The organism is Desertivirga brevis (genome assembly GCF_017355835.1).
The window spans coordinates 1,156,223-1,171,889 of the sequence record NZ_JAFEWF010000001.1 but is presented as its reverse complement, the minus strand read 5'-3'; the positions used below and the strand labels follow the sequence as shown (position 1 = coordinate 1,171,889).

General features: G+C 40.4%; 15 protein-coding genes. 8 read left to right on the top strand and 7 right to left on the bottom strand.

The features are described 5' to 3' along the window. The gene (locus tag J4N25_RS05240) at window positions 1-921 is read left to right on the top strand and encodes a PorP/SprF family type IX secretion system membrane protein (RefSeq protein WP_207421087.1); all 921 of its coding nucleotides are present in this window, start codon (window positions 1-3) and stop codon (window positions 919-921) included. 12 nt (window positions 922-933) lie between these two features. On the opposite strand, the gene J4N25_RS05235 is transcribed toward J4N25_RS05240, so the two are convergent. Then, window positions 934-1,569: a carbonic anhydrase family protein gene (locus J4N25_RS05235; RefSeq protein ID WP_207421086.1), complete on the bottom strand. Its 636-nt coding sequence runs from the start codon at window positions 1,567-1,569 to the stop codon at window positions 934-936. Between the two features lie 128 nt (window positions 1,570-1,697). Then, window positions 1,698-2,867, bottom strand: coding sequence for a PAS domain-containing sensor histidine kinase (locus J4N25_RS05230; protein WP_207421085.1), 1,170 nt, complete (start codon window positions 2,865-2,867; stop codon window positions 1,698-1,700). Between the two features lie 178 nt (window positions 2,868-3,045). Between J4N25_RS05230 and J4N25_RS05225 the strand changes: the two genes are divergently transcribed. The 5 genes from J4N25_RS05225 (at window position 3,046) to J4N25_RS05205 (ending at window position 10,339) form a co-directional block, all read left to right on the top strand. Beyond that, a complete protein-coding gene (locus tag J4N25_RS05225; RefSeq protein WP_207421084.1) occupies window positions 3,046-3,693 on the top strand; it encodes a TetR/AcrR family transcriptional regulator in 648 nt (215 codons plus the stop codon). A 253-nt stretch (window positions 3,694-3,946) separates the two neighbouring features. Then, on the top strand, window positions 3,947-5,119 hold the full coding sequence (locus tag J4N25_RS05220) for an efflux RND transporter periplasmic adaptor subunit (RefSeq protein WP_207421083.1): 1,173 nt from the start codon (window positions 3,947-3,949) through the stop codon (window positions 5,117-5,119). Between the two features lie 38 nt (window positions 5,120-5,157). After that, window positions 5,158-8,325 carry an efflux RND transporter permease subunit gene (locus J4N25_RS05215; RefSeq protein WP_207421082.1) on the top strand — a complete coding sequence of 1,056 codons (3,168 nt, stop codon included), beginning with the start codon at window positions 5,158-5,160 and terminating at the stop codon, window positions 8,323-8,325. Window positions 8,326-8,329: 4 nt separating this feature from the next. After that, a complete protein-coding gene (locus J4N25_RS05210) occupies window positions 8,330-9,742 on the top strand; it encodes an efflux transporter outer membrane subunit (protein ID WP_207421081.1) in 1,413 nt (470 codons plus the stop codon). A 144-nt stretch (window positions 9,743-9,886) separates the two neighbouring features. Beyond that, window positions 9,887-10,339: a DinB family protein gene (locus J4N25_RS05205; protein WP_207421080.1), complete on the top strand. Its 453-nt coding sequence runs from the start codon at window positions 9,887-9,889 to the stop codon at window positions 10,337-10,339. A gap of 334 nt (window positions 10,340-10,673) precedes the next feature. On the opposite strand, the gene J4N25_RS05200 is transcribed toward J4N25_RS05205, so the two are convergent. From J4N25_RS05200 to J4N25_RS05185, 4 genes are all read right to left on the bottom strand, one after another. Further along, window positions 10,674-10,877 carry a hypothetical protein gene (locus J4N25_RS05200; RefSeq protein WP_207421079.1) on the bottom strand — a complete coding sequence of 68 codons (204 nt, stop codon included), beginning with the start codon at window positions 10,875-10,877 and terminating at the stop codon, window positions 10,674-10,676. Window positions 10,878-10,969: 92 nt separating this feature from the next. Further along, window positions 10,970-11,161: a cold-shock protein gene (locus J4N25_RS05195; protein WP_207421078.1), complete on the bottom strand. Its 192-nt coding sequence runs from the start codon at window positions 11,159-11,161 to the stop codon at window positions 10,970-10,972. Window positions 11,162-11,292: 131 nt separating this feature from the next. Beyond that, window positions 11,293-12,012 (bottom strand): acyl-CoA desaturase, encoded by a 720-nt coding sequence (locus tag J4N25_RS05190; RefSeq protein ID WP_207421077.1) that lies wholly within the window; start codon window positions 12,010-12,012, stop codon window positions 11,293-11,295. Window positions 12,013-12,058: 46 nt separating this feature from the next. Next, window positions 12,059-13,303 carry a DEAD/DEAH box helicase gene (locus J4N25_RS05185; RefSeq protein ID WP_207421076.1) on the bottom strand — a complete coding sequence of 415 codons (1,245 nt, stop codon included), beginning with the start codon at window positions 13,301-13,303 and terminating at the stop codon, window positions 12,059-12,061. Window positions 13,304-13,567: 264 nt separating this feature from the next. On the opposite strand from J4N25_RS05185, the gene J4N25_RS05180 reads away from it, so the two are divergent. After that, window positions 13,568-13,762 carry a hypothetical protein gene (locus J4N25_RS05180; RefSeq protein WP_207421075.1) on the top strand — a complete coding sequence of 65 codons (195 nt, stop codon included), beginning with the start codon at window positions 13,568-13,570 and terminating at the stop codon, window positions 13,760-13,762. Between the two features lie 220 nt (window positions 13,763-13,982). Here J4N25_RS05180 and J4N25_RS05175 read toward each other — a convergent pair whose 3' ends face one another. Beyond that, window positions 13,983-14,534: a YceI family protein gene (locus J4N25_RS05175; RefSeq protein WP_207421074.1), complete on the bottom strand. Its 552-nt coding sequence runs from the start codon at window positions 14,532-14,534 to the stop codon at window positions 13,983-13,985. Window positions 14,535-14,705: 171 nt separating this feature from the next. On the opposite strand from J4N25_RS05175, the gene J4N25_RS05170 reads away from it, so the two are divergent. Next, window positions 14,706-15,665 carry a tetratricopeptide repeat protein gene (locus J4N25_RS05170; RefSeq protein ID WP_207421073.1) on the top strand — a complete coding sequence of 320 codons (960 nt, stop codon included), beginning with the start codon at window positions 14,706-14,708 and terminating at the stop codon, window positions 15,663-15,665. The last annotated feature ends 2 nt before the right edge of the window (window positions 15,666-15,667 follow it).

Below are 15,667 nucleotides of genomic sequence, written 5' to 3'. Positions count from 1 at the left end.
ATGAAAGCTATAGTAATTTTATTGTTAACAGTTGTGCTTTCAATAACGGTTCGTGCACAGCAGCAAGCTATGTACACCCAATACATGTTCAATAACCAGGCAATTAATCCTGCCTATTCCGCAATGGAAGAGTCGTTAAGGGTCACTGCTCTTTCTCGAATGCAATGGACTGGTTTCAAAGGAGCTCCAAGGACCCAGGCACTTTCAATTCATTCACCAATAGGAGAGACGGACACTTTTATTGGTGGGATCCTGACTGACGACAGGGCTGGAGAAGTGCTTAAGGAAACCGGAGGCTATTTTACATTGGCCCAGAGAGTAGAAGTTGGCGAAGAAGGGTATTTGGCAGTTGGGTTCAACGGAGGGCTAAGCAATTTTCGGGGAGATTATTCACAATTATATGCGCAAAGTCCTGAATCCGTAAACGACCCGGTTTTTCAGAATACAAGTGTTATTCGCGGAAATTTTGGGGCAGGTGTAATGTATTTTACCCCTAAGTTTTATATGGGTATTTCTTCTCCTTATTTTTATCAAAGATCCATTGCTTCTGCCGACAAAGCGGAGGGGAGTTTGAGGAACAAGCCCCACTATTATTTCCAGGCTGGTACGCTTTGGGATGTTAGCTATGATTTTAAATATAAACCAGGCATCCTGGTTAAATACGTTAATGGAAGTCCGGTTCAGTTTGATGTAAGTTCGAGCATATTATTGATGGAGAAGTTCTGGCTAGGCGCTTCCTACCGGTCTATGGATTCATTCAATTTTATGGCTTCATTTTTCGTAACTCCTGATGTCCAGTTTGGTTACAGTTACGACATGGCTCATACAGAACTTCGCGGGTATCAAAGAGGATCCCACGAAGTAATGCTTAAATTCCGGTTTGCTGTGAGAGGACGGAATCACCTCGCATGCTATTTTTAAGGTAGAAAGCTTTTACAAGCTTTCTACCTCATGAAATTGGACAACACCAGTAGTAATATCGTGTATACCGCCAACAATCTGGATCTCACCCGCCTTGATCATATCACGAAGGATAGGGCTGCGTTCTACTATTGATCTAACTGTGCGCTTAACATTTATCTCAGATACCTTTTCTACAAATTCAGGGTTTGAAGAATTGCGGTTTTCTGTAATAGTAAGCTCCTCGTCCACCGCTGGTCTGATCTTGGTAAGTAATGCGGTAAGGTTTCCCATTTCAACGTGATCACAGGCTCCTTTAATGGCTCCACATTTTGTATGGCCGAGTACCACAATGATTTTCGAGCCTGCTACTTTACAACCAAACTCCATGCTCCCCAGGATATCTTCATTAATAATGTTTCCGGCAACGCGAACACTAAAAATATCCCCCAGACCCTGGTCAAAAATCAATTCTGCAGAGGTTCTGCTATCGATGCAGCTAAGAATGACTGCAAAGGGATGTTGTCCATCTGAAGTCTCGTTTGCTTGTTGTAACAAGTTCCGGTTGATCTTAAGATTATTGACAAATCTCGCATTGCCTTGTTTCAGCAAATCCAGCGCCATGTCTGGAGTGATTGCAGCTTGCATTTCTTTCGTAAGCGTCTTCATTTAAATAGAATTAGTCGTTTTCTGTTGTGTGATTTAAGGGTCAAAAATATGATATTTTATTTTTTTCGTACGGCCCAGGCAAATATGTGCGGCACTTTGATGTAACAATGTTATTGCGGCAAACTTATCTACGAAATTATAGGCAGTGAAAAGCAAAATGTACTACCTTCGCCAACTTTGCTATCTACCCAAAGCTTGCCCTGTTGATTTCTAATTATCTCAGAGGATATGTAAAGCCCTAATCCCATTCCAGCTTCATTATTACTTTGAGCCTCCTTTACCTTATAAAACCGGTTGAAAATACTTTCTATCTCCTCTGGTGAAATTCCTCTGCCATGATCTTGTATACAAACCACAATACTACCATCTTTTCTTACTGAGCTAATGCTTATGGGACTACCCCTGTCTGAAAACTTAGTGGCATTTGTTATCAGGTTTTCTATTACCTGTCCAATCTTAAGCCTGTCTCCCATGGTGATCACTGATTCATTCTTATCTATTATAAAAATCCTCCCTGGATGAGTTTTTTTATAATCATCAACTATCGAGTTAATCAAATCGTCCATAGCGTACCGTTCACTTTTAGTCCGAAGCTTCCCACTTTCAATTTTGGAGGCCATTACTAAATCTGCTATTAAGGAGGTGAGATCGTTTATTTTTGCGTTCATCCTCCTGATTTTATCAAGACCCTCCGCTTTTTTATCCTTCAAAAGATCTCTTTCAACCAGCTGGCAGTAGGATTTGATGGAGGTTATAGGAGTTTTTAATTCGTGACTTACCGTGCTTATAAACTCGTCTTTGTGCCTTTCCAAAAGCTTTCTGTTTGTTATATCCACAAGGCTGGTATATCCCATCGTTTGTCCCCTATCTTTAAAGCTGACAGTATTAACAAGAACCCACACTTCTGTCTGATCTTTTTTAATGAGGCAGGCTTCAAGTTGAAATGCCGGGAGTTCCTTTTTCCAAAGAGCCTCATGAAGATCATACCAGAGGTCTATAAAGTCAGGACGGGTAAAATCTAGTATCGTTGAGCCTAATATTTCTTCTCTCGAATACCCCAGCATATCACATAGAGCCTGGTTTATCTGGACCATCTTCAGGTCGATATTAATGATCTTATTAGCTACAATACTAGCCTCAAAAACAGTTTTAAATCGTTGCTGACTTTCAAGTAGATCTTGTTCAACCTTTAATTGGCGTTCCAAATGTTCTACCGTATCGTTATGATTCTGTTTCAACTCCTCGATGTTCTTCTTGAGGTTTTTATTCTGTTGTTCAAGGTTATTGCCGTTTGTCACGATGAAAAATTTTAGTTTAAGAAGAAAATTAGGAGGGTTTTTGTTTGGATACACCTAATATCTAAAGGTTTATAGGATTGCTTGCAGTTGAATGGTATCTAAATTCTGCTCTGCATTGGTCATAAAAAAATCACGTTTGAATCTTTCTGAACTAGTATCTTGTCGTATCACCTAGCTAATGTTAACTTTGCTAACACCGTTAGGTAAAGCAATGGGAATAGCAGAAAGAAGATTAAGAGAGAAAGAAGAGCTGAAGTCAAAGATTATTTGCACTGCCTGGGATCTTGTTAAAACAGAGGGATGGAGCGCCTTATCTATCCGTAAAATAGCCGACAAGATAGATTATAGTGTTCCGGTGATATATGATCACTTCAAGAATAAGGAAGCGATTCTGCTTGAATTCAGTAAAAAAGGGTTTCGCTTACTAACAGAAACCATTTTGGGGATTATTGATAAGAAAGACGTACCGGAAAATAAGATCAGAGCAATTGCTGACGCTTATTGGAATTTTGCAGCTGAAAATAAAGAGCTTTATCAGATAATGTTTAGCATTGGAACAATGGGATGCGATATAACAGAAGCATTACCAGAGAGAGATAAATTTCGATCACTAGCTGCAGGTGTTATTGAAGAGCTGATCGCTAAAAGTGGCCGTGATGATTTGAATGCCTGCTTGAAATACCATACCCTTTTTTCGGTAATGCATGGTTTGATCTCAATAAAATTGGTAAATACCTGTACAACCACAGACTCTGAGCTAAATAAAATGGTTTTAGATGATGCAGTGGATGGTTATATCAGAAGTTTTGAAATAAGGAACGGTTAGTCCGTTTTTTTTGCCTGGTAGGTTAACGGTGTTAGGAAATATACCTATGTTACTTAATAGGCCTGCGACTGTTTTACTAGTTGGTAGAATTAAAAAACAAATTTTTTTTACCCAATAGGTTAACACTGTTAGGTTTTCTAGTTAGGTTAACCTCAGCAGGGATTGAGCACGCAGAGATATTGGAAATGTGAATTAGAGGGAAATAGCCCCTACAGAATAAAAAAGAGAATTATTAGCAAACAGACAACAGATTATGGAAGCGTTACTAAAAACAAGAACCCTATCAACCTTTATTTTTACAATTACTACACTGATTTTATTGGATAGTTGCAGCTCTTCTTCTGCCGAAGGCGTAGCTGCAGCTCCTCCGCCACCGGAGCTGCCAGTTTTGGCAGTTAAATCAAAGCCTGTAACTACTTACTCTGAGTTTAACTCAGCCATTGAGGGTAAGAGGGATATAGAGATTCGTCCTAAAGTAGACGGATATTTAGAGGCTATTCACGTGGACGAGGGCTCCTTTGTAAAAAGGGGACAAGTATTATTCAGAATTGATCCGCGCCAGTATAATGCCCAGTTAAATACAGCGTTGGCTCAGCTTGCCTCAGCGAAAGCTGCTTTGGAAAGTGCATCCATCAATGTTTCAAAGCTTAGTCCCTTAGTAAAGAATGGTGTGGTTTCTGATGTTCAGCTTCGTACTGCAAACGCCGCTTACAACATGGCAAAAGCAAACGTACTACAGGCTCAAGCTCAGGTACAAGCGGCAAAGATCAACCTTAGCTACACTACTATCACTGCACCGGCCGCTGGATACATAGGCAGCATCCCTTTTAAAACGGGAAGTCTGGTAACTTCCGCTGGACCAGAGGCATTAACTGTCTTATCTGAGACGAAGGAGGTTCATGCATACTTTAGCATGAGTGAAGTAGATTTTATTGATTTTGGAAAGGGATTGCAAGGCGGAAGTTTAGCAGAGAAAATAAAATCATTGCCACAAATTGAGCTGGTATTGCCAGACGAAACCATTTACCCGATAAAAGGCAGGGTAGAGTTAGTTGAAGGTCAATTTGGAAAAACCACTGGAACTATCAATTTCAGAGCTTCATTCCCTAATCCGGAGGGTTTACTGAGATCAGGAAGCACGGGTAAAGTTCGCATTCCTAAAGTTCAGGCTAACACTATCCTTGTACCGCAGGAAGCAACTTTTGAACTGCAAGACAAAGTGTTTGTCTATACAGTGAACGACAGCAGTAAGGTTGTGGGTAAACCTCTTTCCATAGCTGGTTCCAACGGAAAGTTCTATCTGGTATCAAAAGGTTTAGCCGAAGGGGAAAAGATCGTATTTAGTGGAATCGACAGGCTGCAGGAAGGGGCCGTCATTAAGCCCAAAGCCGTAAATTCAGAAGACATCTACAAAGAACTGAAGTAATAGTCAACATCTATTTAATTAGATAAATACCAGAAATTATGTTTAGAAAGTTTATAGAGAGACCCGTTCTCTCTACAGTGGTCTCTATTATCCTTACTTTGCTGGGATTACTGTCGCTATACTCGTTACCAATTACCTTATTTCCGGATATAGCGCCACCCACAGTACAGGTAACCGCGGTTTACCCGGGAGCAAATGCGGAAGTTGTTGCACGGGCAGTAGCCACCCCAATAGAAGAAGCCGTGAACGGTGTTGAGAACATGACTTACATGACCTCCACGGCAAGTAACGATGGAACTCTTACTCTTAATGTGTTTTTTAGTCTGGGGACTAACCCTGATCAGGCTGCGGTGAACGTTCAGAACCGTGTTGCAAAAGCAATGAGTCAGCTACCACAGGAAGTTGTTCAGGCGGGAATCTCAACGCAGAAACAGCAGAACAGTATGATCTATGTGCCTTTGATGTACAGTACTGATACTACTTACGATGAGACGTTTTTACAGAACTATGCAAAGATCAACATCATCCCCGAAATACAACGTGTTCCGGGAGTAGGTCAGGCTACCATCTTCGGTGCAAAAGATTATTCGATGCGTATCTGGTTGAAGCCAGACAGGCTGAAAGCAGCAAATCTTTCTGCCCAGGATGTGATCAATGCCATTCGCGAGCAGAATATCGAGGCAGCACCCGGCCGTTTCGGCCAGGGCAGCAGTCAGGCCTTTGAATATGTATTGAAGTACAAGGGAAAATACTCCCAGAATAAGGAGTACGAGGAAATTGTATTGAAAGCGAATGCTGATGGATCGGTGATCCAGCTTAAAGATGTAGCCAGGGTTGAACTAGGCTCGTTCACCTACAGTGCCGACACTAAAATTGCCGGAGAAAACGGAACTGGACTAGCTGTTTTTCAAACTGCAGGGTCGAATGCGAACGAAATATTGACTGCGGTAGACAAGGTGATGAAAAAGGCATCTCAGAAGTTTCCGAAGGGGATTCATTACTTTACCATGTACAGCTCTAAGGAGTTCCTTGACGCATCAATATCACAGGTGCAGCATACCCTGATAGAAGCCTTTATCCTGGTTTTTATAGTGGTGTACATTTTCCTTCAGGATTTTCGCTCTACCCTGATCCCTGCAATAGCGGTCCCGGTGGCTATTATTGGTACATTCTTTTTCATGAAGTTGTTCGGCTTCTCTATCAACCTTCTTACACTCTTTGCCATGGTGCTGGCCATAGGGATTGTTGTGGATGATGCGATCGTAGTAGTGGAGGCTGTCCATGCCAAAATGGAGAGCACGCGACTTTCAGCTAAAAAGGCAACTATTCAATCCCTGAACGAGATTTCAGGAGCTATCATTTCCATCACTCTTGTAATGGTTGCAGTGTTTGTTCCGGTGGGTTTTATGCAGGGACCGGTAGGTGTATTTTACAAGCAATTTGCATTCACTTTAGGTATTGCCATCTTAATTTCTGCTGTGAACGCTTTAACGCTTAGTCCCGTTCTATGTGTTATATTCTTAAAAAGAGAACATCACGCAACCGCGGAAGGTGAAAAAGGAAACTTTAAGACACGTTTCTTCAATGCATTTAATGCGGGCTTTAACGCTACGACAAATAAATACGTAGGGAGTTTGCGTTTTCTAACCCGTCGAAAATGGGTAGCACTGGGCGGTCTCGCAGTGGTCACTATAGCTACGGTTATCCTAATGAAAAGGACACCTTCAGGCTTTATCCCAACAGAGGACCAGGGCTTCGTGGTTTACTCGGTGAACCTTCCTCCGGGATCATCTTTAGACCGCACGCGCAAGGTAATGGATAAGATTAACGCTATTCTTCGTAAAGAACCTGCAGTTGAAAGGGTAGGGGCAGTAACGGGTTTGAATATCGTTGCTAATGCCAACAGTTCTAATTATGCGGTAGGTTTCATTCGTATGAAACCTTATGGTGAGCGTGGAGATGTGAATAATCTGGATCAGATCATAGGTGTATTGAACCAGCGCTTTGCAACTATCAAAGAGGCCAGCGTGTTCATGTTCGTCTATCCTACTGTGCAGGGATTTGGAAATACAACCGGGTTCGAGTTAATCCTTCAAGACCGTTCTGCAGGCGCGCTTGACAAGATGAATGCTACAGCTAATGGATTTATAGGAGAACTGATGAAGAGAAAGGAAATTATGTATGCCTTTACCACATTCAGTACTAACAATCCTCAATACATGCTCAATATAGATCAGAAGAAAGCAAAACAACTAGGTGTTTCCATATCTGATCTTGTACAAACCCTTCAAGTATTTTATGGTAGCAGTTTCGCTTCTGACTTTAACCGGTTTGGAAAATTCTACAGGGTAATTGTCCAGGCAGACGCTGCTTACCGTGCTGATCCCACTTCCTTAAATAGCGTGTATGTGAAAAACAACTTAGGGGAGATGGTGCCTGCAAACCTTCTTGTAAAATTAAAAAGGGTTTATGGACCTGAGACGGTAACAAGGAATAACCTGTTCAATGCTGTTGCAATTAACGGCTTACCAAAACCTGGTTATACCTCCGGGGATGCTATTAAAGCTGTTCACGAAGTTGCAGAGCAATACCTTCCAAAGAACTACTCCTATGAGTGGACAGGCATGACGCGTGAGGAGCAAAGCTCCGGTTCTCAGCTAACCTGGATATTCGTGATGAGCTTGTTATTTGTGTATTTCTTGCTTGCAGCTCAATATGAAAGCTATATCCTCCCATTTGCCGTGATCCTTTCTGTCCCAACAGGAATCTTCGGTGTATTCGCTTTCATAGGTCTAACAGGTATTGAGAACAATATTTATGTACAGGTAGGACTTATCATGCTGGTAGGATTACTTGCTAAGAATGCAATCCTGATCATCGAATATGCTGTACAACGACGAAAAGACGGAATGGAGATAGTTTCTGCCGCTTTGGAGGCTTCTAAGCTTCGTTTACGGCCTATCCTTATGACCTCGTTTGCCTTTATCGTTGGTTTGCTTCCTTTAGTTACAGCTAATGGAGCATCAGCTTTGGGTAACCGTTCGATAGGTACAGGTGCCGTAGGGGGGATGCTTACAGGTGTCCTTCTTGGGATATTTATTATCCCTGTTCTTTTTGTGATCTTCCAAAACCTTCACGAGAAAGTTTCGAGGAAAGCTCAGAGAGAGGAAATTGATGAGTTGGAAGAACAATTATTTAACGCTTAAGATCATGAACTCAAATAAATTTCTAAGTTACAGTGCCCTGCTGATTGCTCTTGTAATAAGTTCCTGCAAAATAGGGAAGGACTACAGTCGCCCTTCAGTAGCGGTCCCCCAAAACTTTGAAGAACAATCATTTTCCGATACTAGTAGTATTGCAGATATCAAATGGAGTACATTCTTTAAAGACAGGTTCCTTCAATCCCTTATTGATAGTGCTTTACGGTATAACAATAATCTGGGGATAGCTGTCAAACGAGTCGAAGCGGCCGAGCAGCAGCTGAAGCAGTCCAAACTTCTATTATTACCCCAGCTAAATGCCCAAATAACAGGCTCTTATAACCGTTTTTCTGATAATAGCTTAACGGGACTAAATGCTTCTCAGTTCGGAATAAATGCAATAGAAAACTATAATGCATCCTTGAACCTTTCCTGGGAAATCATTGCCTGGGGTAAGCTGAGAAGACAAAAGGAGGCAATTGCTGCAGATTACTTCCAAACTTATGAAGCAACAAAAGCCGTTCAAACCCGGCTGGTTGCTGATGTTGCACAGGGCTATTATAATCTGCTGATGCTAGATCAACAGTTAGCAATAGCAAAGCGAAATCTTCAGCTGAACGATAGCACTCTTACGCTTACCACTTTGCTTCAGCAGTCGGGAGATGTAACAAGTTTGGCTGTAGAACAGGCACAAGCACGCCGTCAGTCCACTGCCTTGCTTATCCCTCAGCTAGAGCAAAGCATAGCTTTGCAGGAAAACGCTCTGAAGCTTTTAACCGGGCGCCTACCAGGTTCCGTTGAAAGGACTACTTCAGGGAGTGTAGATGGAGTAGCAACAGTGGTTCAGGTAGGATTGCCAGCTGCTGTAGTGAGTAGACGGCCAGATATTCGTTCTTCTGAATTAGCTTTAAAAGCTGCCAATGCGCGGGTAGGAGCTGCTCAGGCTAATATGTACCCTTCGCTGTCTATCTCAAGCGTTGGAGGAGTAGAAAGTTTCCAGGTGGATAACTGGTTTAAAACTCCTGCGTCGTTGTTCGGCATAGCCTCAGGATCTGTTCTGCAACCTATTTTTAGAAACAGGGCTTTGAGGACCCAATTTGAGGTAGCAAAGATCGAACGGGAGCAAGCCGTATTGCGATTCAGAGAATCAGTTCTCACCGCAATGACAGAAGTTTCCAATGCACTGGTGCAAAACAACAAGCTCGCATTACAAGCAGAGATCGCAGGGCAGCAAGTCCAAACGCTTAAGAGATCTATTAGTAATGCTAATCTTCTGTTCAAAAGTGATATGGCTAATTATCTTGAGGTAATAACGGCTCAGACAAATGCTTTACAGGCCGAGTTAAATCTTGTTGCTGTTCAACGTCAGCAAAATGGAGCCTTAGTTGAACTTTATAGAGCGCTGGGTGGCGGCTGGAAGTAGAGTTATAGATAGCCTATTCGCATAATAACAAAGCCATTTGGAGATACTATGAGTATTTCCAAATGGCTTTGTTATTGTTTATTTCCTAATAGCAGGGAAAAAGTAGAAAATATTTATTTTGCTGATCAAAAATAATATCATGCTATGAAAGAGTTTTTTATACAGCTTTTTGAATATAATCATCATACGAATCAACAACTGGCAAATGAGATTATGGTTCACCAACAAGAGGTTTCGCAAAAGGCCATTCAGCTTTATAGTCACATTCTAAATGCTCATCGAAACTGGAACCGCCGCATATTACCTAATCAGGATCGGATAGGGCCCTGGGAGTTACACCCAGTACATGACTTCGCAGAAATTGACAAAGTTAATTTTGAAAACAGTCTGACGATTGTGAATTCGAATGACCTGGAAGACACGATTCAGTACGCATTCTCACCTGAGCAGACTTATCAGAATACTATAGGTAATTTGCTCTTTAACGTAGTCAATCATTCCTCCTACCATCGGGCTCAAATAGCAACAGAATTCCGGGCTTCCGGTATTACACCCTTAGCTACAGATTTTTTTCTCTACAGTCAGAACCTGAAATAAGGCTGTAGCGCTTTTTATGCTATAATAAAAAAAATTCTTCAGGTTTCAAAACCAATTGAAGTTTGAGTAGGTTATATTCTGACACTAACGACGAGTAAAGATGAAGGACCTAATCGCCTCAACAGAAGCTGTATTCATTAGAAGTTTGCCAGACCCTATGACTTGCAGCAGCTCAACTATTACGCTTGAAAAAAATATTGGGATAAGGAGAGTAACGTTTATTGCACAGAAGGTGAAAAATGCATCCGGGTACTCTTGGAATGTTTACTGTAACTCTGTTATTTCCCCTATTAAGACCGCGATGCACTATTATCACAACTTCAATTAAAGAAGACTAGTCTTCCTTTTCTTCTTTTTTAGGCGGCGGCGGGGTAGATGATATTTCACCGTACTCGTTTACGTAGGCTATCATGCTATCAAGATCTCCGCCGGTAGCATTCTTCTTACGTTCCTCTTTACGGTACTTCTTGTCTTCCCTTTTTTTCAATCTTTTTTTCTCTAATTCTTTTTTCATGAAGGTTGCCTGGGATTTCGCCATATGTAGTTCTATTTGTGTTTATAAAATTTGTTGGAAAAAAAAAGCATTTCCCGCAGAGCGGGAAATGCTAAACGATCAATATTATTTAGTGCTTAAGCTACTTTTACATTTACCGCATTAGGCCCTTTACGGCCTTGTTCTACTTCAAACTCAACCGTATCGTTTTCACGAATTTTGTCGATCAGGCCAGAAGAATGAACAAAGATTTCTTTACCACCATTACTAGGTGTGATAAAACCGAAACCTTTAGTTTCATTGAAAAATTTAACTGTTCCTTTTTGCATTGTATTTGGTATTATTATTTATAAAGATACTGATAATATCTAGTATTATGCTTATTTATTTGAAAATGTGAGAATTATATACTAACTAGTAACGGATTTTTTTACTAAGCCATGCTTTATCTCACACAGTTTTAAACTTTCTTTAAGCGTATAACACGCGCAAAGTGAAGTAGTTTTAGAACTGGGAAAACAGGATCGACCTCGAACCAGCGCTGTGCAAAATTAGCGCTGTTAGGAAAGCGATGGTGGTTGTTTTGAAACAGTTCACCCAGCATTAGAAAGTCAAATGGACTTGTATTTTTTGAGTGGTCTTTATTGTCGTAGTTTGCGTAGCCATATTTGTGTCCGCACCAGTTCACAATAGCTCCGTGTAAGGGACCCATCAGAAAGTGTATAGGCAACAGCAGGAACATCCACCAGTAAGTAGCGAAGTTTATATAGAAGCAAGTATAAGCAACGCCAAACAGAATTCGTGATGGGATACTTGACCCGATCCGATCCAGTAGTCTCCATTGGGGATACCTTCCTCCGCAACCATCTTCTGATCTTTTAACATGATCTCTGAAGGTAAGAACAGTAGCCCAGGTCATCTGGAACACATCTGTAAAAAAATGAGGAGAATGAGGATCTTTCTCTGTGTCACTGAATGCATGGTGGTCCCGGTGCATAGTAGCATAAGCGCATGGGTTTAAAAAGGAAGACCCCTGGCAAACATAAGTAACCAAGTAAAAGAATCGTTCCCATAACTTGCTCATGCTAAATACCTTATGCGATGCATAGCGGTGAAGAAAGAAGGTCTGACAAAAAAGTGAAAGAAACCAGTGAAGTACGAAGAAAAGAAGGATATACATATTGTAATGATAATGTTATTATAATCTACTTAATAAGAATAGCTTGTTAAGCAGCTGCTACACTACGTTTTTCTCTTCTTTTAAAAACTTTTTTACGCGAAGGCGCCTGACTTTTTTTGTTTTCCGGCTGCGTTGCAAGAGGTCTGGCACTTTTATCCATTGGATAAGGATGTCCCGTTACAAATGGAATTTTTTGTGCAGTAACTTTATTAATATCTTTTAATAGATCCTGCTCCTCTGCACTACAAAAAGATATTGCTATACCTTCATTTCCAGCCCTGCCGGTTCTGCCAATTCTATGAACATACGTTTCTGCTTGTTCTGGCAGGTCGTAATTCACTACGTGTTTCAAATCATCAATATCAATACCACGTGAAGCAATGTCTGTAGCTACTAGAACACGTATTCTGCCTTCTTTGAAGTTAGATAATGCTTTCTGACGAGCGTTTTGTGCTTTATTGCCATGGATTGCATCACTTTTAATATTAGCTCTGGTAAGGATCTTTACAAGCTTATCTGCCCCATGTTTAGTTCTGGTAAATACTAGTACACTTTGCATGGCCTTGTCTTGCAATAGATGGATCAGTAAAGATGCTTTATCTTTTTTATCAACCTCATAAATCGCCTGCGTAACTTTTTCGGCCGTAGACGAAACAGGGGCTACTTCAATTTTTGTTGGGTTGTTAAGAATGGAATTAGCTAGTGACGCTATTTCAGGAGGCATGGTAGCAGAAAAGAATAAAGTTTGCCTGTTGGTTGGTATAACTTCAATTACTTTCTTAATGTCTCTTATAAAGCCCATGTCAAGCATTCTGTCTGCTTCGTCTAGAATGAAATGGCGAACCTTTTTCAGACTGATCACTCTTTGATTAAGCAAGTCTACAAGCCTTCCAGGCGTAGCAATAAGAATATCTGCGCCAATTTTTAAAGCATTGATCTGGGCATTGATAGAGACTCCTCCAAAAACTACCTGATGTCTTAAACCTGTATGTTTTCCGTAAGCAGTAAAGCTATCGTTGATTTGAATAGCAAGCTCGCGTGTTGGACATAGTATTAATGCTCTGATATCTCTTTTCTTGCCTTTCTCAGCCGGTTGCTGCTCCAGTTGGTGCAGTACGGGAAGAGCAAATGCAGCAGTTTTTCCTGTGCCTGTTTGTGCACATCCTAAGATATCTTTTCGGTTTAATATTACTGGAATTGCTTGTTGTTGTATTGGGGTAGGATTAGTATATCCTTCAGTTTCTAGCGCTTTTATAATAGAAGCACTAAGATTTAATTGTTCGAATGACAAATGATTGATTTTATATGTAATTAATGTAACTACCGAATGTTTTACAAGGGAAGTTATTATTTCTAGTAGTACAATAGGATAGGAGAAGCGTGTCTGCTAAACGATTATATAACAAATATACGGTTTTATCCTGCGAATGTTGTGCGCAGCCCTAAAATAATTTACAGTTGGCTTTATTAATGGGAGAGGTTAATTGCCGGTTCTGTTCAGAATTTTAAACATTTTCTGCTTTTATCCCTTTGTAGAGAAACAATTCAAATCATTATGCTTAAGAAATTAAATGTTTTTGCAGTAGTAGTAATAGTAGCGCTGATGTCGGCTTGTTCGAGTGCGGCAAATAAGGATACAACCTCTGGAGATGCAGGTGATTCTTCTACCATTGGTGCGGGAACAGACACAGCTGGAAGTAGGGTAGATACGGGTGCGGCAGGTGATAATGACACAGCAACAACAGAGTAAAGGTAGGATTACACAGATTATTTAGGTTTACACAGATTGAAGGATGATTACACTGATAAGTGGGATTACACCGGTTTAAGAATTATTACACCGATAGTGGTGAAAATTATAGATTGTTTGATGGAGACTTTGAAAGCTAAACGCGGTTAAATCTATAAATCTCAAACTCCCGTAGTACCTTTTTCTATCGGTGTAATCATCTCTAATCTGTGTAATCCTACTAGCTTTTCTGCAGTTGAATATTTGCAATAAGTTTGATGTTTTCGCCGATGGCCAAACCTCCGGTTTCAGTAAGAGCATTATAGGTTAAACCGAATTCTTTACGATTGATAGTACCTGTAACTTCGAAGCCAATCTTCTGGTTGCCATAAGCATCTTTTTCAGTACCGCCATATTCTGCATTGATCTCCACTTTTCTGGTTACGCCTCTTATGGTTAAATCACCAACCAATGTATAGTTATCATCGTCTTTTTGAGTGAAGGAAGTGGATTGAAAATCGATAGTAGGATAGTTTTCAGCATCAAAGAAGTCCCCTGATTTTAAGTGTCCATCTCTCTGGCTTTGATTAGTGTCAATGCTGTTCACATCAATACTAAAGTTAATATCCGCTCCTTCAAGATTTCCTTCGATAAAGCTTGCAGATCCTGTAAAAGATTTAAAAGAACCTGTTACTGTAGAGATCACAAGGTGTTTTACCTTAAATAGCACTTCAGAGTGCATTGTATCAATTGTCCATTTTACAAGTTGAGCTGTGTTTTGTGTAGTTTCCATGATATAAATTTTTTATGTTTCTTTTCTGTTTGTTGATATCACAAAGTTGCACCATCAGCAGAACCTGTACATTGATGTAGGTTAAAAAAGAGTCTTAACATAGATCAAGAAAATGAAGCAGATTTTTTATATTGCCTGGGATTTTAACCTTCAACTTATTACTTAAATACAATGAAAAAAGCTGCAACCTTATCTTTAATGATTACCCTATGCTCAATTGGAGCTTCCGCTCAGAAAACTAAACTGCTAAGAGAATTATCGGATCAGGCATGTAAATGTGTCGATTCGATCTATACAGGAGATCTTGAAAAAGAACAAATTACAAAGAAGATAAGTGATTGCATTAGTAAGCAGGTGTTAGCCTACCAACTCGGTTCAACCTTGAGCGCTCTCACTGCAAATCTGGATAATGTAAAGGGAAAAAAGGTGAACATTGTTGTTTCAGAAAATCAGCAATCGAGTGAATATAAAAAGAATTACTATGAGATTGAACGCTACTTAATGGACAGCTGCGAGGCAATCAAAGTTAAGGTGGCGACTTTAGATAAGGGTTCTAATTCGTCTTATTCATCTAACGAGGAAGCGATGCGGTATTACTATGAAGGCGTAGATCAGCTCAAAAGCTCAAAATTTGTTAATGGAGCTGCTAGTTTTGAAAAAGCAGTAGCTCTTGATCCCGTTTTTGCCTTTGCCTGGGATAACCTGGGTATCTGCTATCGTAATCTGAAAAAATATGATCAGGCGCTTAATGCCTATCAACGTTCTTTAAAAATCGATCCCAACGGTAGTGTTCCCCTTCAAAATATACCTGTTGTTTACCAGTACATGGGAGAGTATGACAAAGCAATAATGGCATATAAGGATCTCGAAAGGGTTGATAAGGATAATCCCGAGATCTTTTACGGAGTAGGTTTAATATATACACTTAATTTAAAGCGTTATAAAGAGGGACTGGATAATATGTGCGTTGCTTATAACTTGTATGTCGCACAGAAATCTCCCTACCGGACTGACTGCGAAAAGGTTATTCAGCAAATATATAACGAGATGAAAAAAGAGAATAATGAGGCTTTGTTCTTCGAAACACTAAAACAGAACAATATTTCAACAGGGAAGAAGAACGCAGAATAGGG

Excerpts from the sequence above, each read along its gene's own strand:
- J4N25_RS05210 (WP_207421081.1), top strand. The coding sequence starts at position 8,330 with ATGAACTCAAATAAATTTCTAAGTTACAGTGCCCTGCTGATTGCTCTT.
- J4N25_RS05175 (WP_207421074.1), bottom strand. The coding sequence starts at position 14,534 with ATGGAAACTACACAAAACACAGCTCAACTTGTAAAATGGACAATTGAT.
- J4N25_RS05195 (WP_207421078.1), bottom strand. The coding sequence starts at position 11,161 with ATGCAAAAAGGAACAGTTAAATTTTTCAATGAAACTAAAGGTTTCGGT.
- J4N25_RS05180 (WP_207421075.1), top strand. The coding sequence starts at position 13,568 with ATGCTTAAGAAATTAAATGTTTTTGCAGTAGTAGTAATAGTAGCGCTG.
- J4N25_RS05205 (WP_207421080.1), top strand. The coding sequence starts at position 9,887 with ATGAAAGAGTTTTTTATACAGCTTTTTGAATATAATCATCATACGAAT.
- J4N25_RS05225 (WP_207421084.1), top strand. The coding sequence starts at position 3,046 with ATGTTAACTTTGCTAACACCGTTAGGTAAAGCAATGGGAATAGCAGAA.
- J4N25_RS05215 (WP_207421082.1), top strand. The coding sequence starts at position 5,158 with ATGTTTAGAAAGTTTATAGAGAGACCCGTTCTCTCTACAGTGGTCTCT.
- J4N25_RS05220 (WP_207421083.1), top strand. The coding sequence starts at position 3,947 with ATGGAAGCGTTACTAAAAACAAGAACCCTATCAACCTTTATTTTTACA.
- J4N25_RS05240 (WP_207421087.1), top strand. The coding sequence starts at position 1 with ATGAAAGCTATAGTAATTTTATTGTTAACAGTTGTGCTTTCAATAACG.
- J4N25_RS05200 (WP_207421079.1), bottom strand. The coding sequence starts at position 10,877 with ATGGCGAAATCCCAGGCAACCTTCATGAAAAAAGAATTAGAGAAAAAA.
- J4N25_RS05190 (WP_207421077.1), bottom strand. The coding sequence starts at position 12,012 with ATGTATATCCTTCTTTTCTTCGTACTTCACTGGTTTCTTTCACTTTTT.
- J4N25_RS05235 (WP_207421086.1), bottom strand. The coding sequence starts at position 1,569 with ATGAAGACGCTTACGAAAGAAATGCAAGCTGCAATCACTCCAGACATG.
- J4N25_RS05170 (WP_207421073.1), top strand. The coding sequence starts at position 14,706 with ATGAAAAAAGCTGCAACCTTATCTTTAATGATTACCCTATGCTCAATT.